The sequence below is a fragment of the Nesterenkonia maliinae genome, from assembly GCF_051262655.1.
In the GTDB taxonomy this organism is placed as follows: domain Bacteria; phylum Actinomycetota; class Actinomycetes; order Actinomycetales; family Micrococcaceae; genus Nesterenkonia.
Genome location: NZ_JBIMEY010000003.1, coordinates 339,974 through 361,840, shown reverse-complemented (window position 1 = coordinate 361,840; position 21,867 = coordinate 339,974). Strand labels below are relative to the sequence as shown.

22 protein-coding genes are annotated in these 21,867 nt (G+C 68.9%); 14 read left to right on the top strand and 8 right to left on the bottom strand.

What is annotated here, in order from left to right:
• Window positions 1-134 precede the first annotated feature (134 nt).
• The 6 genes from ACHAA4_RS08630 to pcaC all read left to right on the top strand — a co-directional run bounded on the left by ACHAA4_RS08630 (window position 135) and on the right by pcaC (window position 5,126).
• On the top strand, window positions 135-878 hold the full coding sequence (locus ACHAA4_RS08630) for an IclR family transcriptional regulator (protein ID WP_435773761.1): 744 nt from the start codon (window positions 135-137) through the stop codon (window positions 876-878).
• Between the two features lie 107 nt (window positions 879-985).
• Window positions 986-1,783 (top strand): protocatechuate 3,4-dioxygenase subunit beta, encoded by a 798-nt coding sequence (gene pcaH / locus ACHAA4_RS08625; protein ID WP_435773760.1) that lies wholly within the window; start codon window positions 986-988, stop codon window positions 1,781-1,783.
• A 1-nt stretch (window position 1,784) separates the two neighbouring features.
• Window positions 1,785-2,366, top strand: coding sequence for a protocatechuate 3,4-dioxygenase subunit alpha (gene pcaG, locus ACHAA4_RS08620; protein WP_435773759.1), 582 nt, complete (start codon window positions 1,785-1,787; stop codon window positions 2,364-2,366).
• 37 nt (window positions 2,367-2,403) lie between these two features.
• On the top strand, window positions 2,404-3,843 hold the full coding sequence (locus ACHAA4_RS08615) for a lyase family protein (protein WP_435773758.1): 1,440 nt from the start codon (window positions 2,404-2,406) through the stop codon (window positions 3,841-3,843).
• A complete protein-coding gene (locus tag ACHAA4_RS08610; RefSeq protein ID WP_435773757.1) occupies window positions 3,836-4,747 on the top strand; it encodes an alpha/beta fold hydrolase in 912 nt (303 codons plus the stop codon). Before ACHAA4_RS08615 ends, ACHAA4_RS08610 begins: the two co-directional genes overlap by 8 nt.
• Window positions 4,740-5,126: a 4-carboxymuconolactone decarboxylase gene (pcaC, locus tag ACHAA4_RS08605; RefSeq protein WP_435773756.1), complete on the top strand. Its 387-nt coding sequence runs from the start codon at window positions 4,740-4,742 to the stop codon at window positions 5,124-5,126. Before ACHAA4_RS08610 ends, pcaC begins: the two co-directional genes overlap by 8 nt.
• A 66-nt stretch (window positions 5,127-5,192) precedes the next feature.
• Here the strand turns inward: pcaC and ACHAA4_RS08600 are convergent, their stop codons facing one another.
• The gene (locus ACHAA4_RS08600) at window positions 5,193-6,398 is read right to left on the bottom strand and encodes a lipid II:glycine glycyltransferase FemX (protein ID WP_435773755.1); all 1,206 of its coding nucleotides are present in this window, start codon (window positions 6,396-6,398) and stop codon (window positions 5,193-5,195) included.
• A 317-nt stretch (window positions 6,399-6,715) separates the two neighbouring features.
• On the opposite strand from ACHAA4_RS08600, the gene groL reads away from it, so the two are divergent.
• On the top strand, window positions 6,716-8,353 hold the full coding sequence (groL, locus tag ACHAA4_RS08595) for a chaperonin GroEL (RefSeq protein ID WP_435773754.1): 1,638 nt from the start codon (window positions 6,716-6,718) through the stop codon (window positions 8,351-8,353).
• 77 nt (window positions 8,354-8,430) lie between these two features.
• Here the strand turns inward: groL and ACHAA4_RS08590 are convergent, their stop codons facing one another.
• The 6 genes from ACHAA4_RS08590 to ACHAA4_RS08565 form a co-directional block, all read right to left on the bottom strand.
• Window positions 8,431-8,721: a WXG100 family type VII secretion target gene (locus tag ACHAA4_RS08590; protein WP_435773753.1), complete on the bottom strand. Its 291-nt coding sequence runs from the start codon at window positions 8,719-8,721 to the stop codon at window positions 8,431-8,433.
• 175 nt (window positions 8,722-8,896) lie between these two features.
• Entirely contained in the window at window positions 8,897-10,459 is a 1,563-nt protein-coding gene (locus tag ACHAA4_RS08585; RefSeq protein WP_435773752.1) for a sensor histidine kinase, read from the bottom strand.
• A gap of 61 nt (window positions 10,460-10,520) precedes the next feature.
• Complete coding sequence (locus tag ACHAA4_RS08580; RefSeq protein ID WP_106123625.1) at window positions 10,521-11,249, bottom strand: response regulator transcription factor; 729 nt, start codon at window positions 11,247-11,249, stop codon at window positions 10,521-10,523.
• 97 nt (window positions 11,250-11,346) lie between these two features.
• Complete coding sequence (locus ACHAA4_RS08575) at window positions 11,347-13,005, bottom strand: DNA repair helicase XPB (RefSeq protein ID WP_435773751.1); 1,659 nt, start codon at window positions 13,003-13,005, stop codon at window positions 11,347-11,349.
• On the bottom strand, window positions 12,998-15,256 hold the full coding sequence (locus ACHAA4_RS08570) for a helicase-associated domain-containing protein (protein ID WP_435773750.1): 2,259 nt from the start codon (window positions 15,254-15,256) through the stop codon (window positions 12,998-13,000). Before ACHAA4_RS08570 ends, ACHAA4_RS08575 begins: the two co-directional genes overlap by 8 nt.
• 1 nt (window position 15,257) lies before the next feature.
• Entirely contained in the window at window positions 15,258-15,524 is a 267-nt protein-coding gene (locus tag ACHAA4_RS08565; protein ID WP_435773749.1) for a hypothetical protein, read from the bottom strand.
• A gap of 125 nt (window positions 15,525-15,649) precedes the next feature.
• Between ACHAA4_RS08565 and ACHAA4_RS08560 the strand changes: the two genes are divergently transcribed.
• Window positions 15,650-16,033: a cold-shock protein gene (locus ACHAA4_RS08560; RefSeq protein WP_106123621.1), complete on the top strand. Its 384-nt coding sequence runs from the start codon at window positions 15,650-15,652 to the stop codon at window positions 16,031-16,033.
• A 2-nt stretch (window positions 16,034-16,035) separates the two neighbouring features.
• Entirely contained in the window at window positions 16,036-16,518 is a 483-nt protein-coding gene (locus ACHAA4_RS08555; protein ID WP_435773748.1) for a DUF3027 domain-containing protein, read from the top strand.
• Window positions 16,519-16,538: 20 nt separating this feature from the next.
• Here the strand turns inward: ACHAA4_RS08555 and serC are convergent, their stop codons facing one another.
• Window positions 16,539-17,654: a phosphoserine transaminase gene (serC, locus tag ACHAA4_RS08550; RefSeq protein WP_435773747.1), complete on the bottom strand. Its 1,116-nt coding sequence runs from the start codon at window positions 17,652-17,654 to the stop codon at window positions 16,539-16,541.
• 176 nt (window positions 17,655-17,830) lie between these two features.
• On the opposite strand from serC, the gene ACHAA4_RS08545 reads away from it, so the two are divergent.
• From ACHAA4_RS08545 to ACHAA4_RS08525, 5 genes are all read left to right on the top strand, one after another.
• A complete protein-coding gene (locus ACHAA4_RS08545; protein ID WP_435773746.1) occupies window positions 17,831-18,559 on the top strand; it encodes an iron-dependent transcriptional repressor DtxR in 729 nt (242 codons plus the stop codon).
• A 460-nt stretch (window positions 18,560-19,019) separates the two neighbouring features.
• Window positions 19,020-20,015 carry a C40 family peptidase gene (locus ACHAA4_RS08540; RefSeq protein WP_435773745.1) on the top strand — a complete coding sequence of 332 codons (996 nt, stop codon included), beginning with the start codon at window positions 19,020-19,022 and terminating at the stop codon, window positions 20,013-20,015.
• A 251-nt stretch (window positions 20,016-20,266) separates the two neighbouring features.
• Window positions 20,267-20,767 carry an HNH endonuclease gene (locus tag ACHAA4_RS08535; RefSeq protein WP_435773744.1) on the top strand — a complete coding sequence of 167 codons (501 nt, stop codon included), beginning with the start codon at window positions 20,267-20,269 and terminating at the stop codon, window positions 20,765-20,767.
• On the top strand, window positions 20,751-21,500 hold the full coding sequence (locus ACHAA4_RS08530) for an NTP transferase domain-containing protein (protein ID WP_435773743.1): 750 nt from the start codon (window positions 20,751-20,753) through the stop codon (window positions 21,498-21,500). The genes ACHAA4_RS08535 and ACHAA4_RS08530 overlap by 17 nt, the downstream gene beginning before the upstream one ends.
• Before the next feature lie 48 nt (window positions 21,501-21,548).
• Complete coding sequence (locus ACHAA4_RS08525) at window positions 21,549-21,863, top strand: DUF6457 domain-containing protein (protein ID WP_435773742.1); 315 nt, start codon at window positions 21,549-21,551, stop codon at window positions 21,861-21,863.
• The last annotated feature ends 4 nt before the right edge of the window (window positions 21,864-21,867 follow it).

Genomic DNA, 21,867 nt, shown 5'->3' with positions numbered 1-21,867 from the left:
GCTCACATGCTAACTTCCACGGCTGGCTGCGCAGGACGGCTGCGCAGACCGGATGTGCAGGACGAAGGGCGCAGGACGGTCCCGTCCGGCGACGACCGGGGGTCCGCGTCCAGACGGCGGCTAGGCTTGGGCCCATGGCAAACTCGCCCAGCGGTGACGCGGTGCTCGATCGCGCGATGCGGATCCTCGGCGCTCTCGAGACCCGGCCCAGCCTCCCCGCCGGGGAGCTGATCGACGCCGCCGGGCTGCCGCGGACCACCGGGTACCGGCTGGTGCGCACCATGCGGGCCCACGGCCTGCTCGCCACCTCAGCCTCCGGCGAGCTGGTCCTGGGGCAGCGGCTCTGGGAGATCGCGCAGAGCGCCCCGATCAGCCGCACTCTGCGCACCGCCGCGCTGCCGTTCATGCATGACGTCAACGCGGTGGTCCGGCAGACCACCCAGCTCTCGGTGCTCGATGAGCACGGGGTGCTGATCGTGGAGCGGCTCTCCCGCCACGGTGCGGTGGTCAACCCGGCCGAGGTGGCGACCACCATGCCGGCACACCTGACCTCGATGGGGCACGTGCTGCTGGCCCACTCCCCGGCCCACGTGGTGGAGAGCTGGTGGGACCCGCGCCGGGCGCTAATCCAGGAGTCTCAGCCGCAGCTGCGCCGCGAGCTCGCTGAGGCCCGGGCCCGTGGCCACGCCCAGCTGAGCGGGATGATCAACGCCGAGACCACCGGGGTCTCGGTGCCGGTGTTCGACGCCGGCGGACACGCCGTGGCCGCGCTGACGGTGGTGGTCCCGCGCGGTTCCAGCGAGATCCCCCAGTTCCTGATGGCGCTGCAGACCGCGGCCCGCGGAATCACCCGCGCACTGGAGGGGATGGGCCATTGAATGGCAATCGTGTGGCGGTCGCCGCGCGTCGGCGGGCAGACTGGGTGAGAACCACGTCACACCCCGGCGAAGCGTGCCGCCGATCCACTCCAAGGAGCGAGAGTCTCATGGCCGAGAAGAACACAGACCCGGACGCCGCCGTCCTCACTCAGGCGGAGATCGACGCCGAGATCGCCGCCATCCACGGGGAGTACCGAGCCCAGCGCGACGCCGGCGGTCAGGTGGAGACCAACGCCCGGCTGAACTTCGCCCCCTACCGGAGTTCGCTGCTGAGGCACCCGACGAAGTCTCTGCATCACGCGGACCCCGAGGACATCGAGCTCTACAGCCCGGCCTTCGGGCACCGCGACGTCTCCCCGCTGGAGGCGGACCTGACCATCCAGCACAACGGTGAGCCCATCGGGGAGCGGATCATCGTGACCGGCCGGGTGCTCGACGGTGACGGTCGCGCGGTCGCCGGGCAGCTGGTGGAGATGTGGCAGGCCAACGCCGCGGGACGCTACATGCACAAGCGCGACCAGCATCCCGCGCCGCTGGATCCCAACTTCACCGGCGTCGGACGCGCGCTCACCGGTCCCGACGGGGAGTACAGCTTCACCACCATCAAGCCGGCGCCGTATCCGTGGAAGAACCACCACAACGCCTGGCGCTCTGCGCACATCCACTTCTCGCTCTTCGGCACCGACTTCACCCAGCGGATCGTGACCCAGATGTACTTCCCCGGGGACCCGATCTTCGATCTGGACCCGATCTACCAGTCCATCACCGACCAGGCCGCCCGCGATCGCCTGGTCGCCAGCTACGACCACTCGGTCTCCCAGCACGAATGGAACACCGGCTACCGTTGGGACATCGTCCTTTCCGGAAGCAACCGCACCTGGGCCGAGCAGGAGGAGGAGCACTGATATGAAACTCACCCCTACCCCCGGCCAGACCGTAGGACCCTTCTTCGGCTACGCGCTGCCCTACGCCGGCGGCGAGGCCCTGGTGGACCGCTCCCACCCGGGTGCCGTGCGGCTGCACGGCACCGTCTACGACGGCGACGGCGTGCCGGTGCCCGACGCGCTGCTGGAGATCTGGCAGCCCGACGAGCACGGCGTGATCTCCCAGCAGCCAGGATCCCTGCACCGGGACGGATACACCTTCACCGGATGGGGCCGAGCCGCCGTCGACGGCGTCGGGCACTTCTCCTTCACCACGGTGGAACCGGGCAGCACCGAAGGTGGTGTGGCGCCGTACTTCCTGGTCACGGTCTTCGCCCGCGGGCTCATGGACCGGCTCTTCACCCGGGCCTACCTGCCGGGAGACCCCACCACGCTCGAACAGGACCCCCTGCTGAGCTCGGTGCCCGCGGATCGCCGCCAGACGCTGATCACGACCCGAGAGCCCGACGGCAGCCTGCGCTTCGACATCCACTTCCAGGGCGCGGACGAGACCGTGTTCCTCACCTATCCCAACACCCCACAATTCACCGGCCCCGTGGATTGATCGACAGGAGCGCCCCAGCCATGACCGGACCCTCAGCATGACCGGACCCTATGGAATCCTCAACCCGGTATGGGCCGGCACCCCGACGGCGCAGCTGATGTCCGAGGAGTCGATCCTGCGGGCGATGCTGCGCGTAGAGGCGTCTTGGGCGCAGGCGCTCGCCGATGCTGGCGAGGCCCCCTTAGAGAGTGCGGCGGCCATCGCAGCGATCAGCGAGGATCCCGCGCAGGCGGGAATCAGCGTCGCGGAGATTGCGGCGCAGAGCCCCGGCGGCGGCAACCCGGTGATCCCGATGCTCGCGGCCGTGCGGTACGCACTGGCGGAGACGGGTGAGTCCGACGCGGCGCTGCACCGCGGGGCCACCAGCCAGGACATCCTCGACACGGCGCTGATGCTGGTGTGCCGGGACGCCGCGGCTGTGGTCCTGACCGAGACGCGTCGAGCCGGCGCGGCGATGAGCAGGCTCAGCCGGGAACATCGGGACACCGTCTGTGTCGCCCGGTCGCTGACCCAGCACGCACTGCCGACGACCTTCGGGCTGCGCTGTGCAGGCTGGCTCGACGGGCTGACCCAGGCGATCCGACGGCTGGAGCTGGCCGCGGCGAAGCTGCCGCTGCAGTGGGGCGGAGCCGCAGGCACCCAGGCCTCGATGAGCGACGCCCTCGGCGCTCAGCAGACAGCGCAGCTGACCCATGATCTTGCGGCCCGACTGGGCCTGGACCCGATGGGCCGGCCCTGGCACACGCAGCGCCAGGTGGTCCTGGACCTCGGCTCCGCACTCGCCGGCGTCCTCGCGGCACTGGGGAAGGCCGCCGGAGATGTGCTCACGCTCCAGCGCCCCGAGATCGCCGAGCTGCGTGAACCCGCCGCGCCGGGCCGCGGTGGCTCCTCCGCGATGCCGCAGAAGCAGAACCCGGTGCTCGCCACGCTGATCCGCTCCGCGGCGCTGAGCGCGCCGGCTCAGCTGAGCACGCTCTACCTGGCGGCGGTTACCGCCGAGGATGAACGCCCGGCGGGAGCCTGGCACGCCGAATGGCCGAGTCTGGTCGAGCTGACCCGGCTCGGCGGCGGTGCCGCCACCCGCGCCGCAGAGCTCTTCGAGGGACTGGTGGTGCGCCCCGACGCAATGACGACGAACCTGCGGCTCAGCGGCGACGCCGTGCTGAGCGAACGGCTGATGGCGCGCCTGGGTGATTCCTTCCCCGGAGGACGCACGGCGCTGCAGGACGTGGTGAAGCGCAGCGCCCTCGAAGGTCTCGGGCTGCGCCCGCTGCTGGAGGATCAGCTCGGGGAGCAGGCCGGTGCCGCTGATCTCGACCGGCTGCTCGACCCGCGGCAGTACCTGGGCCGGACCCAGGAGTTCATCGATGCCGCGGTTCAAGACTTCGACCAGCCGGACCTCAACCAGCAGAACCTCGACCAGCAGAAGCTCAACAAGACCGCCGCCCAGCCGGAAGGATCCACTGATCATGCCTGAGCCAACAGAGTCTGAGCCCAACCTGTCTGAGCCCAACGTGTCTGAGCCGAACGTGTCTGAGCCCACCGGGACTGAGCCCACCGCGTCAGCACCAGGGGCCACCCTGACCCTGACGCCGCAGCTGCTCTCCGGGTCCGTGGAGGACCTGCGCGCCGGAACCCGCCCGCTGCTGGTGCTGGGCCCCTCCTTGGGGACCAGCGTGTCGGTCCTCTGGGAGAGCGCCCTGGCACACCTGCAGGAGACCTACACGCTGATCGGGTGGGACCTGCCCGGCCACGGCGACGCGGAGGCGTATACCGAGTCCTTCGAGATCTCTGACCTCGCGGACGCGGTGGAGGAGCTCGTCGCGGAGCTCAGCAGGAACCACGGTGTGCCCGCGGACCTGCCGATCTACGCCGCCGGAGTCTCGATCGCCGGAACCGTCAGCCTAACCCTGGCGCTGCGCCCCGACACACGATTCACCCGCCTCGCGGCCCTCTGCACGGCCGCGAAGATCGGTGACCCACAGATGTGGAGCGAACGCGCGGCCCTGGTCGCTCAGGCAGGAACCCCCACCATGGTCGAAGGCTCGGCGCAGCGCTGGTTCGCCCCGGGATTCATGGCCCGACAGCCCGCCGTGGTCACCGGGCTGCTGCGCTCCCTGCAGCACACCGACCGCCATTCCTATGCCGCGGCCTGCCGCGCCCTTGGCCGCTACGACCTCACCGGCGAGCTCGCCGGCGTGGCCCGGCCGCTGCTGGTGATCAGCGGGGAACAGGATCCGGTCTGCCCGCCGTCGGCGGTGCAGGACCTCGCTGCAGCCCCGCACACACAGACCGCAGTGCTCGACGGCGTCGCCCACCAGGCCCCGGCCGAAGCCCCCGAAGCCACCGCCCGACTGCTCAAGGAGTTCCTCGATGACTGATTCCAGCTACCAGGACGGCATGAAGGTGCGCCGCGAGGTGCTCTCGGACGCCCACGTGGACCGGGCGGAGGCGAAGAAAGACAGCTTCACCGAGGACTTCCAGGAGCTGATCACCAACTACGCGTGGGGATCGATCTGGACCCGGCCCGGCCTGGACCGGCCGACCCGCTCGGTCATCACGCTCACCGCCCTGATCGCCGGAGGCTACTGGGAGGAGCTTGAGATGCACGTCCGCGCGGCGCTGCGCAACGGGCTCACCGAGGACCAGATCAAGGAGGTCTTCCTGCAGTGCGCCATCTACTGCTCGGTCCCCGCGGCGAACACCGCCTTCAGCATCGGCCGACGCGTCCTCGAGGAAGAGCGCCGCAAGGACAGCTGACCGGCTGCGCCTGACTGGCAGGGCCTGACCAGCTCGGCGGATCAGCGACCCCGGCAGCCAGCCCGCTCAGCGCCGCGACATGTACAGGTTGAACGCCCTGGCCAGCAGCGGATTGACGGGGTAGTCCCATTCGCCGAGCGTCTGGACCACGTCGGCGCCCATGGTGGTCTTGAACCGCGTCAGCCCCGCCAGCGGGTACTCCGGATCGAGTGAGGGACTGAGCCCGCCCAGGTCATACCACTGGCAGCCAGCGGCCAGGGAGTCCTCGATCTGGCGCAGCTGCAGCGCGCGCGGGGCGTAGCGCTTGCGCTCCTCCGAGGAGGACGCGCCATAGACGTACCAGGCGAACTGGCCCTGCCGGACGTAGATCGCCGCGGCCAGCAGCTGCTCCTCGAAGTGAGCCAAGTAGAGCGTGCACTCGCTCAGCGGCGAGGCGTTGAGCTCTCGGTACATGTCCTGGAAGTAGGTGAGCGGGCGGCCGGTGAAGTCATCACGGTCGGCGGTCTCGGCGTAGAGCGCGTGCCAGGCCGGCAGATCCGATTCAGCACCGACGCTCACGGTCAGCTCCGAGCGGGTCGACTTCTTGGTCTGCCGGCGCGAGGACTGGTCCATGCGCGCCAGGACGTCGTCGATGGGCAGCGTGGCGCCGGCGTCGTCGGTGAGCGGGATGCGCGCCTGGAACTGCGGCTGGCCGGCCTCGAAGTCGGTGCTCGGTGCCGGAGCCGTGAAGCCCAGCGCCCGGAGCTGCTGCTGCCAGCGGCTGGTCTGAGCGGCGCTGGCCGGATCGACGTCGAGCGGCTCGAGCTCCTCGATGGAAGTGTTCTCCCCGGCGGCGAGAGCCCGGCGGACCTCCTTGGCCTCCCAGCGGCGCAGCACGGAGGGCAGACCCATGCGGATCAGGAAGGCTCCGGAGGACTTCAGGTGCGTCAGCAGCGGCGGCAGGATCTGCTCCAGCTCCGCCGCGGCAGGGTCCATGACCGGGCCCTCAGCCATATACGCGAGCTTCTTGCGTCCGAGCAGCGGAACGGCTGCCGGAATCGGAAGTCGGCGGAAGAGCACCAGCGCGGCGGCCACCGGCGCGGAACCGGCACCTGAGCCGGCGTCGAAGACTCCAAGGCTTTCGGCCTGCCATTCCTTCTTCACCGCGGGCCAGCGCGGGTTCTGCAGGAACGATGCGGTCGGCTGATCTGCGAGGAAGCGGGTGTGCTCCTCCAGGCTGATCGGACGGACCTCGTACACGGCGGAAACGCCTGAATCTCTATGCTCAATCACGCCTCAAGGGTACCGTCTGGTTCCTGCGCGGCTGGGAGGTCAGGTTCGGGGCCGGTTCCGTCTGCGGCGGCACAATCTGCCATCGGCGCAGAGGTTTGCACTCGGTAGGGGAGAGTGCTAAAAATTGGTTTAGCACTCTCGTGTCGAGACTGCTAGAGGAACCTGAGCAGGTGAGGCCATATAGATGTTCCCGGTGACGCGGGAACGGCCGTCCGTCGCGGGCACCTGGAATGGTTCGACCCAGCAGACGCGAACACGTCTGACAGTCACACACCACGGCTTGAGATAAGCCGAGTCCAGGAAGGACACGCGCCACTATGGCAAAGACTATTGCATTCGATGAAGAGGCCCGCCGCGGCCTCGAACGCGGACTGAACGTCCTCGCCGATGCCGTCAAGGTCACCTTGGGTCCCCGCGGCCGCAACGTCGTGCTGGAGAAGTCCTGGGGTGCACCCACGATCACCAACGACGGCGTCTCGATCGCCAAAGAGATCACCCTTGACGACCCCTACGAGAAGATCGGCGCTGAGCTGGTCAAGGAGGTCGCCAAGAAGACCGACGACGTCGCTGGCGACGGCACCACCACCGCCACCGTCCTCGCCCAGGCCCTGGTCAAGGAAGGCCTGCGCAACGTCGCGGCCGGCGCCGATCCGATGGCGCTCAAGCGCGGCATCGACATCGCCGTGGAATCCGTGACCGCGGAGCTGTTCAAGTCGGCCAAGGAGATCGAGACCACGGAGCAGATCGCTGCCACCGCCTCCATCTCTGCCGGCGACACCCAGATCGGTGAGCTGATCGCTCAGGCGCTGGACAAGGTCGGCAAGGAAGGCGTCATCACCGTCGAGGAGTCCAACACCTTCGGTCTTGAGCTCGAGCTCACCGAGGGCATGCGCTTCGACAAGGGCTACCTCTCCGGCTACTTCGTCACCGACGCAGAGCGCCAGGAAGCAGTCCTGGAGGATCCCTACATCCTCATCGCCAACTCCAAGATCTCCTCGGTCAAGGACGTCATCGGCGTCCTCGAGCAGGTCATGCAGTCCGGCAAGCCGCTGCTGGTCATCGCCGAGGACGTCGAAGGCGAGGCCCTGGCCGCGCTGGTGGTCAACAAGCTCAAGGGCACCTTCAAGTCCGTGGCCGTCAAGGCTCCCGGATTCGGTGACCGCCGCAAGGCCATGCTGGCCGACATCGCCATCCTCACCGGCGGTCAGGTCATCGCCGAAGAGGTCGGCCTGAAGCTGGAGAACACCACGCTGGAGCTGCTCGGCACCGCGCGCAAGGTCGTCGTGACCAAGGACGAGACCACCATCGTCGAAGGCGCCGGCGAGGCCGACGAGATCGCCGGTCGCGTGGCCCAGATCAAGGCCGAGATCGAGAACTCAGACTCGGACTACGATCGCGAGAAGCTCCAGGAGCGTCTGGCCAAGCTCGCCGGAGGCGTGGCAGTCATCAAGGCCGGCGCCGCCACCGAGGTCGAGCTCAAGGAGCGCAAGCACCGCATCGAAGATGCCGTGCGCAACGCCAAGGCCGCTGTGGATGAGGGAATCGTCGCCGGCGGCGGCGTGGCCCTGATCCAGGCCGGCGCCCGCGCCTTCGCCACCCTGCAGCTCAGCGGAGACGAGGCCACCGGCGCGAACATCGTGAAGTTCGCCGTGGAGGCCCCGCTGAAGCAGATCGCCATCAACGCCGGCATGGAAGCCGGCGTCGTGGCCGAGAAGGTCCGCGGACTCCCCGATGGTCACGGCCTCAACGCCGCCACCGGCGTCTACGAGAACCTGCTCGAGGCAGGCGTCAACGATCCGGTGAAGGTGACCCGCTCTGCTCTGCAGAACGCCGCCTCCATCGCCTCGCTGTTCCTCACCACCGAGGCCGTCGTCGCCGACAAGCCGGAGAAGCACGGTGCCGGCGCCGGTGCCGAGGGCATGGACCCGATGGGCGGCATGGGCGGCATGATGTGATCGCCTGATCACGGGCGCCCCGCCGCACTCTGGAGAACCCCGTCGCAGACCTGGTCTGCGGCGGGGTTCTCTGCTGTTCAGTGGCCGAACATCCTGGTGTTCGCCGATTCGGTCTCCTCGTACTGGCTGGAGGCCGAGGCCATCGCCTGGCGCACGCTGGCCAGGGACTGCTCGACCTGGACCTGAGTGGAGCGCCACTGGGTCAGGACATCCTGGAACGCCATGGAGGCCGAGCCCTTCCATGACTCCTGGAGCTGGCGCAGCTGAGACTCCATCGAGCTGACGTCGGTCTGGATACGGCCCAGCGTGGCCTCCACGGTCTGGCTCTTGGCCAGCAGCTCCGCAGTGTCGATCTGAAGAATCGCCATGTTCTCTCCTCGGGTGACCGGCGCAGCCGGTGCTGATCATTGGCCCGGAGGGACCCGCTGTCCCTGCCGGTGCTGAGCACAGTACGGGGCCTGCGGTGGGCACAGCGCCGGACCTGAAGGGCTGTGGAGGAGCAAGCCGCGACGGCTGGCAGCAGCCGGGTTGGGGAAGACCCGTCTACTCGGGAGTGTGGTGCTCCCGGGCCGCTGCACGGAGCTGGTCCAGCTCCTCCTCATCGATGTCGGCCTCGTGGTCGCTCTGGTCATCCAGGGCCACCATCGGCAGTCGCAGCGTCATCGTGGCGCCGCCGCCCTCGGTGGTGCTGTGTCGCACCGTTCCCTGGTGCTGCGCGGCGATCGCGGCGCAGATGGCCAGGCCCAGGCCGGTGCCTCCGGTCTCACGCTGCCGGGAGTTGTCTGCCCGGTAGAACCGGTCGAAGATCTTCGCGGCATCCTCTGCCGCGATCCCCTCGCCATGGTCCCGGACCTCCAGCACGGCATCGATCTCCCCGTCAGCACCCTCGCTGGTGCCGACTGCGATCTCCAGAGGGGTCCCCGGGGGCGTGTAGCGCAGCGCATTGGTGACCAGGTTCATCACGATCTGGCGAATCTTGCCCTCATCGCCCACCGCAGGGGCGGGAACCGGAGAGCCGCCCTCGAGGCCGATCACTCGGGTCTCACGATCCGGCGCGTTGACGGCCAGGTCCATGATGGAGTCATGGGCGATCAGGTTCAGATCCAGCGGCGCCTTCTGCAGCGGGCGCTGCTCGTCCAGGCGGGCGAGGGTAAGCATATCTTCGACGAGCTGGCCCATGCGCTTGGCCTCGGACTCGATCCGGCCCATGGCCATGCCCACGGCCTCGGGGCTGTCGCTGACCCCGCCCTGGCGGTAGAGCTCGGAGAATCCGCGGATGGTCACCAGGGGAGTGCGCAGCTCATGCGAGGCGTCCTGGATGAACCGCCGCATGTTCTCCTCCGAGGTGCTCTTGGCCTGGAAGGCGGTCTCGATCTGTTCCAGCATCACGTTGAGCGAGCGGGAGAGCCGGCCGATCTCGGTCTCTGGCGGGGCTGAGGTCTCGACGCGTTTGGAGAAGTCCCCGCCGGCAATCTCCGCGGCGGTCTTCTCCACGTGGAAGAGCGAACGGAACGCCCGGGTGACCAGGGCGTAGGCGATGGTGGAGGCGCCGAGCGTGGCCATCAACCCGATGGTCGCGACCAGGAAGGTGGCGCGCTCCACCGAGGTCTCGACCTGTTCGAGCGGCAGCGCGACGGCGAGGCTGTCCTCCCCGTTCTCCAGCGGCATCACGTGCACCCGCCAGCCGCGGGAGCCCTCCTGGGTGCCGGCGACGTCGAGGTGCTCGCCCTCCTGCCAGAGCTCGAAGACCTCGTCGAAGGTCATGCTCGGGATCTGTGGGATGTCTCCGCCGAAGCCGGCGGGGTGCGTGGAGTTGGCCTGCATCAGCTCCCCGTCCTCGTCGATCAGGATTCCGTAGAAGCGCAGGATCGACTGGGCGTCGCCGTATTCGGGGGCGCTGCGCCGGGTGAGGAACATCGAGACGTTGTTCGCGTTCGCGTAGATGTCCTCGTCCAGGTTCCGCAGCAGCTCCTGGCGGAACAGCGAGGCCGAGACGAAGGTGGTCACGAACAGCGTCAGGATCAGCAGCCCGGACATGATCAGCACGAGCTGGGTGCGCAATGAGGCTTTGCGCCAGGTCTGGGTCAGGGAGCTGAACGGGCGCATACGCAGACCTTACGTGCCGCAGGGGATCCGGGCGAGATCCCTCGCGGGGTCAGCCGGTCTGTTACAGGCCCTGCGAGCGCTGCCGGCGCTCCCAGGTCTGGAGCACGTAGCCGACGCCGCGCTTGGTCTGGATCATCGGAGCGCCCTCGGATCCGGAGTCGATCTTCCGGCGGAGGTAAGAGATGTAGGACTCCACGATGGAGGCGTCCCCGTTGAAGTTGTACTCCCAGACGTGATCGAGGATCTGCTGCTTGGAGAGGACCCGGTTGGGGTTCATCATCAGGTAGCGCAGGAGCTTGAACTCGGTGGGGGAGAGCTCCACCATCTCGCCTCCGCGGCGGACTTCATGGGCGTCGTCGTCGAGTTCCAGGTTGTCCACGACGATGACGGCGTCCTCATCCTCGAAGGGCGCGGTCCGGCGCAGCACGGCGCGGATGCGAGCGACGACCTCGTCCAGCGAGAAGGGTTTGGTGACGTAGTCGTCGCCGCCCACGGTGAGGCCGGTGATCTTGTCATCGGTGTCATCGCGTGCGGTGAGGAAGAGCACCGGGAAGTGCTTGCCGGCGGCACGCAGCCGGCGGGTGACGGTGAAGCCGTCCATGTCGGGAAGCATCACGTCGAGCACGGCGAGATCGGGCTGGAACTCCTCCGCGGTCTCCAGCGCTTCGCGACCGTTGCCGGCAGCGGCGACCTCGAATCCGGCGAACCGCAGCGAAGTGGCCAGCAGTTCTCGGATGTTGGGCTCGTCATCGACGACGAGCAGCTTGGCTTCAGGAGTTTTGTCAGTCACCCTTACAGCTTGATCCCCATTTCTGGTTGTTTCCTGGACATTTCCTGTCTGTCGGGTGGTCTGATGGTCCTCGCCCGCCGACGGGACTGGCGAGGATTCAGACGATGTCGTCGGCGTCGAGGATCGAGTAGCCGTAGCCCTGTTCGGAGAGGAAGCGCTGACGGCGCGCGGCGTACTCCATGTCGACGGTGTCGCGGGTCACCACGGAGTAGAAGTGGGCACGCTTCGGGTCCTCGCCCTCCGCGGCGGTGCCGGGGCGCAGCAGCCGACCCAGGCGCTGGGCCTCCTCCTGACGGGACCCGAAGGTGCCGGAGACCTGGATCGCCACCGAGGCCTGGGGCAGGTCGATGGAGAAGTTCGCGATCTTCGAGACCACCAGCACCTCCAACTCACCCGCGCGGAAGGCGTCGAACTGCTTCTGCCGGGCGGTGACCGAAGCCGAGCCGGTGAGCACCGGGGCGCCGAGCTGTTCACCCAGACGTTCCAGCTGGTCCACGAACTGACCGATCACCAGGACCTGTTCGCCCAGATGGCGGTGCCGGGCGACCAGCCGGGCCACCACGGCATCCTTGACCTCGGCCCCGGCGGCGAGCCGGTGCCGCTCCTTGTCCGCGGCGGAGGCGTACTCCATCCGCAGGCCGCGCGGCAGGTCGGTGCGCACCTCGATGCAGGTCGCCGGGGCGATCCAGCCCTGGGCCTCCATCTGCTTCCAGGGCGTGTCATAGCGCTTGGGCCCGATCAGGGAGAACACCTCGCGCTCCCGGCCGTCCTCGCGGACCAGCGTCGCGGTCAGCCCGAGCCTGCGCCGAGCCTGCAGATCAGCGGTCATCCGGAAGATCGGGGCCGGCAGCAGGTGGACCTCGTCATAGATGATCAGGCCCCAGTCGTGGCCGTTGAGCAGCTCGAGGTGGGTGAACAGCTCGTTGCGCCGGGCGGCGAGCACCTGGTAGGTCGCGATGGTCACCGGTCGGACCTCCTTCTTGGCCCCGGAGTATTCGCCGATCTCCTCCTCGGTCAACGAGGTGCGCTTGAGCAGCTCGTCCTTCCACTGCCGCGCCGAGACGGTGGAGTTCACCAGGATCAACGTGATCGTGCCGGAGGTCGCCATCGCGGCCGCGCCGACCAGCGTCTTGCCGGCGCCGCAGGGCAGCACGACGACGCCGGAGCCCGCCTGCCAGAAGTTGTCCACCGCCTCCTGCTGATATCCGCGCAGCGCCCAGCCGTCCTGGCGCAGCGCGATCGGGTGAGCGGTGCCGTCGACGAACCCGGCCAGATCCTCGGCGGGCCAGCCGAGGCGCAGCAGCTGCTGCTTCAGCTCGCCGCGGGCCTGTCCGTGCACGGCCACGGTGTTCTCATCGATCTCGGGTCCGAGCAGCGGGGTCAGCGTCTTGGCGTGGAGGACCTCACTCAGGATCCCGGGCTCCTGGCTGCGCAGCACCAGTCCGTGCACCGGGTCCTTCTCCAGCCGCAGCCGCCCGTAGCGGCTCATCGTCTCAGCGATGTCCACCAGCAGCGAGTGCGGGACCGGGAACCGGGAGTGGTTGAGCAGGGTGTCCACCACGTACTCGGCGTCGAATCCGGCGGCACGGGCGTTCCAGAGCCCCAGCGGGGTGATCCGATAGGTGTGGATGTGCTCCGGTGCGCGCTCGAGGTCCGCGAAGGCCGCGACCGCGCGCCGGGCGGCGTCGGCCTGGGGGTGATCGACCTCCAGCAGCACGGTCTTGTCCGACTGCACGATCAGCGGTCCATCAGCCATTGCTCTCCTCTATGGTGCTCGGTTGCTCCGCAGGTGCCGGCACGGTGGGCTCCTGAAAGGGGCTCTCCCGCGCCGGGTTCTCCTCGACGGCGGCGATGCGGTGCAGCATCACGGTAGCCTCCCCTTCGTCGTCGCGCACCCTGATCCGGACCCGCCCGGCGTTCATCCCGGTGGGAACGCCGCTGAGCTGATGCGTGCTGCCCTGCGGGGAGACCCGGGTCAGCGTGACCTCACGTCGGGCCGCCAGCGCCGAGCGCAGCGTGCCGATGACGTCGTGGGCCGCGGCGGACGGTGAGGACGACGACGGCGCCGCCCGTCCGGCCTGCCGCAGCGCGGCCGCAGCGGCGTTCAGCAGGGTCTCATCCAGGTCCTCCGGCTCCGCGCTGGTGATCCGCACCGGGGACTGCTCCCATGGGGAGGACTCCAGCGACCAGGAGGCGGTGTGTTCCGGGGAGGTGCCCGCCGCGGGGCTGGGACCGCGGTCTTCTTCGGCCTCGGTGCTGCGCGCGGAGTTGAACCCGGCCTCGGTCAGCGCCTGTTCCAGCGCTGCCATCGGGGCCCGCGCGATCAGGATGTCCTCGGCGAGCACCCGCAGTCCCAGTCCGCCGAGCACCGGGTCGTCCAGCAGCGCCTCGCGCTGCTCAGAGTCGGTGACCCGCAGCCAGGCGCCGGCCTCGCCGATCTGCACCCCGCGCCAGGTGCGTGCGGCGTCCTCGACCTGGGTCGTGAGGGACGCCGGGAGGCCGGTGAGGCTGTGCGCCTCGAGCCAGGCGAGCATCGAATCACCGGTCCAGCCGCGCGTGAGTCCGCGGTGCAGCGAGTCGGGGCTGAACCGATAGGTGGGCACCGATCCGTGACCTTCGCGCTGGCCGAAGTCCGCCAGCGCCGCGGCACTGGCGGGGGAGAGGGCGCCGGTGGCGATCGCGGTGAGGTCCGACTGGACCAGGATGGTGTCGACCTGGGCCGGCATCGAGGAGGCCAGCTGTTCGGCCAGGCGGCTCAAGCCCGGCCGCCAGCCTGCCCCGGGGTTCGACGCACGTCCCAGCTGAGCTCCCTCGAGCAGCGCAGCACCGGCGGCGCTCAGCGCACCCACCGCGAAGAGGCCCAGCCGTTCGGCTTCGCGCGCCAGCCAGGGCAGCAGGTGGAGCACCCGTGCGCTCATCAGCGGCCGTTCCCAGGCCAGCCGCAGGGGAAGGGCGCCGGTCAGCGCATCGGGACCGGGGAGATCCTCGTCGGGAAGGTTCAACGCATAGAGCTGGACCCGCTCCCCGGCCGCTTCGGCGCTGAGCGCGCCGGCGGTGTGCAGCAGCGCGCGGCGCAGCCGTTCGGCATCTCCGCGCTGGCGGTCGAGGCCCAGCGTCGGGGCGATCCGGCTGCTGGGGTGGGGTCCGCGCAGCAGCATCGGGGCCCGGGGTGCCAAAAGCCACCCGGAGACCAGCAGCTGGTGCCGATGGTGACGTGCCGCGGCGCCCCACTGCTGAGCCAGGCGACTCGGCGCCCACGCCTGGCCGTCGGAGAGCTCGATCAGCCCGCTGGCGGCGCTGAGCTCCAAGAGCCATCCGATCTCGCCGACGCTGGCATCGGAGCCGAATCCTGCGCCGAGCCCGGACGTGGCAGGGCGTCCCCTCCGGGCGCCGCTGGTCGCCGCGGACCCCCAGCGCGCCGAGGCGGCGGCGATCCGGCGCAGCTCGCGCATGCCCACCCCGCCGGTGCGCAGCGTCATGGCGGGAGAGTCGGCCAGCAGCGCGAGCACCTCCGCCACGTCGTCGAGCAGCTCCGAGATCGCCGCCACCGAGGCGTTCTCGAGCATCGCGGCCGAGGCTCCGGCGGGTGTCGGAGCCGGCGGAGTCTGAATGGTCAGCGAATCGGCGAGCTGCGGCAGATGCGCCGTGAGCGAATCGAAGATGTGGGGGAGCCGGGCAGGCGTGGAGACGGCCGGGGCGGACCCGGTCTCGGCGAAGAAGAGCCCCGCCGCCTGCAGAGCCTCGAGGGCGACCGGGTCCGGATCCTCCGCCGAGGACCCCTGTGCGGCCGCGCGGGAGAGCTGGGTGGCCGCGTGCAGGGTCGGGGCGTCGAGGCGCTGCAGGTGCTGACGGATGCTGGCCTCTGAGCCCACCCGCACGGCCAGCGTGGTCAGATCTCCTGGGCTGGGCTGCAGCAGGTCGGGACGCAGCCTCAGCAGCGTGACCAGTCGGGGCTCGTCCCAGGTCTCGAGGTGTTCAAGCAGGGCTTCCAGGCTGAGCAGAGACACTTCAGCCGATGCCGGTGCCGCGGCGGCGCCGGTTCACCGAAAGCAGCAGAAACGCGATCAGCAGCGCGAACCCGAGGGGGAAGCCCCAGAGGGCGGCGACATAGAACGCCGGGTGCGGATCGGTCGCCATGAAATACAGGCTCAGGATGACCAGCAGCGCGATCCCGGACAGCGCGGTGATCACCACTCCTGACCACAGCAGCGCCTGCGCAGGACGCGAGCCGCTGCGTCGGGGCACGCCGTGGACGGCGGTCGTCATGGGGGACATGCTGCGATTCTAGCGCGCAGCCTGGGAGCTCCGGCGTCGGAGTTCGGGCTCCGGCGCCGACGGCGGTACTCTAGAGGCCTTGATCATCAGCATCCGTCTCCAGCGATTCATGAGGTAAGAACACCGTGCCAACCGGGAAAGTGAAGTGGTTCGACGCCGAGAAGGGCTTCGGATTCCTGACTTCAGATGACGGCCAGGAAGTGTTCCTGCACTCTTCTGCCCTGCCGGCGGGAGTGCCCAGCGTCAAAGCAGGCACACGCATGGAATATGGCATCGCCGACGGCCGGCGAGGCAAGCAGGCGCTCTCCGTCCGGCTGCTCGAGGAAGCTCCCTCGGTCGCCCGCGCCACCCGCAAGCCTGCCGACGAGATGGCAGAGCTGGTCCAGGACCTGGTCAACGTCTTGGACAACTCCACCGGGGCGCTGCGCAACGGGCACTACCCGCAGACCGCACAGTCGAAGAAGATCGCCGCGATGCTGCGTCGCGTGGCCGATGAGTTCGACGCCTGACCATGACTGAACAGACCCCCGAACAGAGCGCTGTGCAGACCTCCGGCGAGAATGCCGACTCGACGACTGCGGTTGCTGAGAAGACCGACGCCGGGAAGGTCCGCGCTGAGCCGGCCGCGCGCACCCGTCGTCCCGGCAAGCCCAAGGTGGACCCGGTCCTGGCCGCGGCTGTGGCGCTCGCCCACGACGCGCTCTACGAGATCGCCGACCCCGCCCAGGTGGGAGACCACCTCGGAGTCTCCGCGGAGGAGGACCGGCTGCTCACGCACCGGTTCGCCGCGGACAAGCCCGGTTACCGCGGCTGGGAATGGTTCGTCACCGTTGCCCGCGCGCCCCGGGCTAAACTGGTCACGGTCTGCGAGATCGGCCTGCTCCCCGGCGAGGATGCGCTGATCGCGCCGCCGTGGGTGCCCTGGCTCGAGCGGATGAACGACGAGGAGCGCGAGGCCCACAAGGCGGAGCAGGCCGAAGCCGACGAAGGCTGAGCCCGCTCCGCCCCGGCGGATCAGCTGCCCAGCACGTGGTCGATGCAGTTGAGCAGCCGGGTGACATCCTCGGGCTCGATCGCAGTGAACGTCGCGATGCGCAGCTGGTTGCGGCCGAGCTTGCGGTAGGGCTCGACGTCGACGATTCCGTTGGCGCGCAGCGTCTTGGCCAGGTCGGTGGCATCCACCTCATCGGCGAAGTCCACCGTGGTGATCACATTCGAGCGCTCGGCCGGCTCGGCGACGAACGGCTGGGCCAGCTCATGGGCCTCGGCCCAGGCATAGACCCGACCTGCGGAGTCCGCGGTGCGCGCCGCGGCGAAGTCCATGCCGCCGTTTCCGTTGAGCCAGCGGACCTGTTCGTTGAGTGTGACCAGCGTCGCCAGCGCCGGGGTGTTGTAGGTCTGGTTCTTGCGGGAATTCTCGATCGCCGTGGTCAGCTGCAGGAAGTCCGGGACCCAGCGGGCCGCGGCAAGCTTCTCGGCCCGCTCCAGAGCGGCCGGGGACATCATGGCCAGCCACAGCCCGCCGTCGGAGGCGAAGTTCTTCTGCGGACCGAAGTAGTAGGCGTCGGTCTCGGTGACGTCCACGGCGAGCCCGCCGGCCGCGGAGGTCCCGTCGATCAGGACCAGGGCGCCGTCGTCGGCCCCCTCGACCCGCTTGACCGGCGCCGCCACACCGGTGGAGGTCTCGTTGTGCGGCCAGGCATAGGCGTCGACCCCGGCTTCTGCCGCGGGCGCCGGCAGCGTGCCCGCCTCGGAGGTCAGGATGCTGGAGGGGTCGAGGAAGGGAGCCTTGTCCGTGGCCTTGGCGAACTTGGACCCGAATTCACCGAAGGAGAGGTGCTGGGCCTTCTTCTCCACCAGGCAGAAGGACGCGATGTCCCAGAACGCGGTGGAGCCGCCCACGCCGAGGATCAGCTCGTAGCCCTCCGGAGCGCCGAAGAAGGTGTGCAGCCCCTCGCGCACCTCACCGACCAGATTCTTCACCGGTGCCTGCCGGTGGGAGGTGCCCAGCAGCGCCCGCCCCGCGGCAGAGAGTGCCTCGATCTGCTCGACACGCACCTTCGAAGGACCGGCGCCGAAGCGACCGTCCTGCGGGAGCAGCTCTTGCGGAATGGTGACGCGCTGGGACATGGAGACTCCTAGATCAGTGTGAGGCGGTGCCCACGGGGTTCTTCACGGTCGCATCGGTCAGCGTCGTTGCCGAAGGGTTCCGGTGCGGAACTATGCTGTACAGGAGCTGTTTCCACCAGGACGAACAGCGCCGAGGCTCACGTTATCAAGGCACGGCGCAGGAGAGTGAGTCATACGTGACCGATCTGATCGACACTACTGAGATGTACCTGCGCACCATCCTTGATCTGGAAGAGGAAGGGATCGTGCCGCTGCGCGCGCGCATCGCCGAGCGTCTCGAGCACTCAGGTCCGACGGTGTCCCAGACGGTGGCCCGCATGGAGCGCGACGGCCTCTTGGTGCTCACCTCGGACCGGCGGCTCCAGTTCACCGAATCCGGGCGGGACCTCGCCGTGCAGGTGATGCGCAAGCATCGTCTTGCCGAGCGGCTGCTCTCGGACGTCATCGGGCTGGAATGGCAGTACATCCACGAGGAGGCCTGCCGCTGGGAGCACGTGATGAGCGAGCGGGTCGAGCGCCGACTGGTGGAGATCCTGCAGTCCCCGGTGGAGTCTCCCTACGGCAACCCCATCCCCGGACTGGACAAGCTCGGCGTGGTCCTCGCCGAACAGCCCGGCATCCCCACGAAGACCACGCTGCGCCAGGCCGCAGAGGCGGACCCCACGGGCCAGAGCCCGCAGCTGTGGATCGTGAAGCGGCTCGCGGAGTCCATCCAGATGGAGCCCGAGGTGCTCGAGCAGCTGCTCGAGGCAGGACTGCGACCCGGCGGGGCCCTGCGGCTGCGCGGGGTCAATCAGGCCTATGTGATGTTGGAGGTCGCGATCTCGACGGAGGAACAGCTGGAGGTCGAGCTGCCGCTCGAGGTCGCTCAGCACCTCTTCGTGGAAGAGGCTCCCGCGTCCTGAGAGCCTCTCGGGGGCACCCGCACGGGCCAATGTCACGGTGAGATGACGCACATGGTCACGGAGTTTCTCGGGCTCCGTGACCATTGCTTTGTCCAGAAAATGCCACAGCAAATGCCGCTGACAAGGCGTTATGTGGTTCTCCGTGACGTTCGACAGGCGGGGCGACCGGGTCCTGATCAGCTCATTCCCAGGCATCTTTACATCGACCGTGACCTGAGCGTGACAATTTTATCGATCTGTTATAACGTCGGAGTCGTGCTCGCGGCCGACGTCCGAAGTTGCAGCACCTCTAGTCAGATCCTTTCCTGCCGCTGACCGGAGCCGTTCCATGAAAACTACCGCAAGGCAGGGTGTGGGGCATCGCGGTCGATCAAGACCTGAAGAACGTGAGCTTCCCGGCTCGCACTTCACGTAGGCGGCCCCGCAACTACAGGGAGAGGTTTCCAGAGAAGTGACAGACATGACTTTCGTCTCACGCCGTGACCGGCGCCGCCAGGCCAAGCCTTCACTGGCAAAGGCCGTGGCATCCAACGCCGGCATCGTCGGACGAGGTGCGGCAGCCGCCGTCGCCGCATCCGGCCTCGTGATCTCCTCCGGAGTCGCCGCGAACGCCGGCACCGACATCAACACCCCAGAGGTCACCACCCTGGACGTGCCCGCATCGGGTCTCAGCGTGGAGCGCGCCAGCGCCACTTCTGCGGTGGCCGTGAGCGCATCCACCGACGTCGAGCTCTCCTTTGACCGTGCCATGGTGACCTCCACCCCCGCCCCGGAGCCCGCTCCCGTGGTCGAAGCGGTCGAGCCCGCTCCTGCGCCCGAGCCCGCACCGGAGCCAGCTCCTGCTCCGGAGCCCGAGCCAGCTCCCGCACCGGAGCCGGCACCCGAGCCAGCTCCCGCACCGGAGCCCGAGCCAGCTCCCGCGCAGCAGGCAGCTTTCGCGCCGCAGCCCGCTCCCGCGCCGGCTCCTGCACCGGAGCCAGCTCCCGCACCGCAGCCCGAGCCAGCTCCCCAGGAGCAGACATGGCAGGCGAACACCGGTCAGCAGGCCCAGGGCAACACCCAGGTCGCCTCCACCGCTCCTGCGCAGGAACAGACTCAGGCCTCCACCGGCGGCGGCAACGGCTCCGTCGTGGGCGCAGCCTACTCCGGCCTCGGCAACCCCTACTCCCTCGGCGGCACCTCACCTTCGGGCTGGGACTGCTCCGGCTTCATCAACTGGGCCTACAACCAGGCCGGCGTCTCCCTGCCTCGCACCACTTACGGCATGATGGCTTCGATGCGCCAGGTCGATTCGCCCTCCCCGGGTGACATCGTCATCCAGAACGGTGGCGGCCACGCCGCCATCTACGTTGGCAACGGCCAGCTCATCGGCGCCAACAACCCCCGCGTCGGCACCGTGCAGTACCCGCTGAACTCCCCGTACTGGTCCAACACGATGTACCTCAGCGTCAACTGATGCTCCCGCCGCCTCGGCGGTGAAACAAACCTCGGCCGCAGGGCGCGATCCTCATTGGGATCGCGCCCTGCGGCTTTTGTCTGCCCTGGTGCCATGTCATCAAGTGGGCATGATCCTCCGCACGGTCTATATTGAGCCTGTACAGGCAGAGCAGAACGCTGTGGAACCCTGTGAGGACCGCACCAGGACGCGCCGTGAGGCGTCGACACCGGCCGCTCGACGAGCAGGGGTGAACGCACGGGAGCCCCGAAATGCGCACACTGGTGCTCAACGCAGGCTATGAGCCGCTGAGCGTGGTCACCTCACGCCGCGCCGCCGTGCTGGTGATGCACGGCAAGGCCAGCGTGCTCGCCGAGGACCACACGCCGATCGCCACGCCTTCCGCGCTGGTCCCGCGTCCGGCCGTGATCCTGCTCCACCACTACGTCCGGGTGGCACGCCGACGGCCGGCGGCACCGTCTCGGCGCAGCATCCTGCGCCGCGACGGCCGGCTGTGCACCTACTGCGACCGGCCGGCCGCCACCGTGGACCATGTCATTCCGCGCGCCCGCGGCGGAGACTCCAGCTGGGAGAACCTCGTCGCCTGCTGCGGGGCCTGCAACGCCCGCAAAGGGAGCAAGACCCTCGACGAGCTCGGCTGGACGCTGGGCATGACCCCTCAAGCACCCCCTCACCACGTCTGGATGCCGGTGGAGCTCGATGCGCCTCGGGAGGTCTGGATGCCATTCTTGACCCATGTCTCCTCCCACTGACCACGAGCTCACCGCGATCCTGCTGGCCGGAGGACGCGGACGCAGGATGGGCGGGGTGGAGAAGGCGCTGCTGCGCCGAGACGGGCAGACCCAGATCCGACGCTGGCTTCAGGAGCTCCACGCCCGAGGCGTCCGCACGGTGGTGGTGGGACCGGCGACGCTGAGCAGCGAGATCCCGAGTTCGGTCCCGCTGGTCCAAGAGACCCCCGCCTTCGCCGGACCTGCTGCGGGCGTCCTCTCCGGCGCCGCAGAGCTGCATCGTGATCGTCGCGATCTCGTGGGTCTCCAGAACTTCCATGACCTCCAGAACCTCCGGGACGATCCCGACGGCGGCACCATCCTCGCTCCCAGCGGATGGACCCTGCTGTTCGCGGTGGATCTGGCCCAGCCTGCTGCGCTGCTGGACTGGCTCCTGGAGGAGCTGGGCAAGATCCAGGAGCGGGGGATGTGCGCGGAGCGAGCGGAGCTCGAACAGCGCGGCGAGCCGGCCGCGGTGATCCCCCTTGACGACAGCGGGCGGCACCAGTACCTGAGCGCGGCCGTGCCGAGCGACTGGCTGCTGCGCCGGGTTCGAGAGCTGCGCCCTGAACAGGTCGAGGATCGACCGCTGCGCCGGCTCCTGCAGGGACTCGACGAGTCGACGGCGCTGCACCACCCGGTTCTGCCACGCGGCCTCAGCGACGACGTGGACACCCTCGAGGACGCCCACCGGCTCGGGATCAGTCTGCCCTGATCAGCCGGGCTGTGAGATTCTAAAGGCAGCGCCAACGAAGGAGCCGGAATGACTGCAGAACCCACTGACCCGCAGGAATCAGCATCGAGTGACCCGCATGAATCCATCGAGATCTGGATCCAGGAGCTCGCCCACCACCTTGAGGTCGACGGCGTCGAGATCGACATCGACGCCGTGCTTGCCCTCGCCGGTCAGGCGGCGCACACCGTGGTCCGTCCCGCGGCACCGGTGACCACCTACCTCATCGGCTACGTCGCCGGGCTCGCCGAGGCCACCGGACAGGCAGACTTCCAGACGGCCTCCCGCGCCGCATCGCGGGTGGCCGAACAGCTGCTCGAGCGCCGCTCCGAAGCCGCAGGCTGAGCGC

Bases quoted from the DNA above. Each gene is read 5' to 3' on its own strand.
- ACHAA4_RS08630 (WP_435773761.1), top strand. From the start codon at position 135: ATGGCAAACTCGCCCAGCGGTGACGCGGTGCTCGATCGCGCGATGCGG.
- pcaH (WP_435773760.1), top strand. From the start codon at position 986: ATGGCCGAGAAGAACACAGACCCGGACGCCGCCGTCCTCACTCAGGCG.
- pcaG (WP_435773759.1), top strand. From the start codon at position 1,785: ATGAAACTCACCCCTACCCCCGGCCAGACCGTAGGACCCTTCTTCGGC.
- ACHAA4_RS08615 (WP_435773758.1), top strand. From the start codon at position 2,404: ATGACCGGACCCTATGGAATCCTCAACCCGGTATGGGCCGGCACCCCG.
- ACHAA4_RS08610 (WP_435773757.1), top strand. From the start codon at position 3,836: ATGCCTGAGCCAACAGAGTCTGAGCCCAACCTGTCTGAGCCCAACGTG.
- pcaC (WP_435773756.1), top strand. From the start codon at position 4,740: ATGACTGATTCCAGCTACCAGGACGGCATGAAGGTGCGCCGCGAGGTG.
- groL (WP_435773754.1), top strand. From the start codon at position 6,716: ATGGCAAAGACTATTGCATTCGATGAAGAGGCCCGCCGCGGCCTCGAA.
- ACHAA4_RS08590 (WP_435773753.1), bottom strand. From the start codon at position 8,721: ATGGCGATTCTTCAGATCGACACTGCGGAGCTGCTGGCCAAGAGCCAG.
- ACHAA4_RS08585 (WP_435773752.1), bottom strand. From the start codon at position 10,459: ATGCGCCCGTTCAGCTCCCTGACCCAGACCTGGCGCAAAGCCTCATTG.
- ACHAA4_RS08575 (WP_435773751.1), bottom strand. From the start codon at position 13,005: ATGGCTGATGGACCGCTGATCGTGCAGTCGGACAAGACCGTGCTGCTG.
- ACHAA4_RS08565 (WP_435773749.1), bottom strand. From the start codon at position 15,524: ATGTCCCCCATGACGACCGCCGTCCACGGCGTGCCCCGACGCAGCGGC.
- ACHAA4_RS08555 (WP_435773748.1), top strand. From the start codon at position 16,036: ATGACTGAACAGACCCCCGAACAGAGCGCTGTGCAGACCTCCGGCGAG.
- serC (WP_435773747.1), bottom strand. From the start codon at position 17,654: ATGTCCCAGCGCGTCACCATTCCGCAAGAGCTGCTCCCGCAGGACGGT.
- ACHAA4_RS08540 (WP_435773745.1), top strand. From the start codon at position 19,020: ATGACTTTCGTCTCACGCCGTGACCGGCGCCGCCAGGCCAAGCCTTCA.
- ACHAA4_RS08535 (WP_435773744.1), top strand. From the start codon at position 20,267: ATGCGCACACTGGTGCTCAACGCAGGCTATGAGCCGCTGAGCGTGGTC.
- ACHAA4_RS08530 (WP_435773743.1), top strand. From the start codon at position 20,751: ATGTCTCCTCCCACTGACCACGAGCTCACCGCGATCCTGCTGGCCGGA.
- ACHAA4_RS08525 (WP_435773742.1), top strand. From the start codon at position 21,549: ATGACTGCAGAACCCACTGACCCGCAGGAATCAGCATCGAGTGACCCG.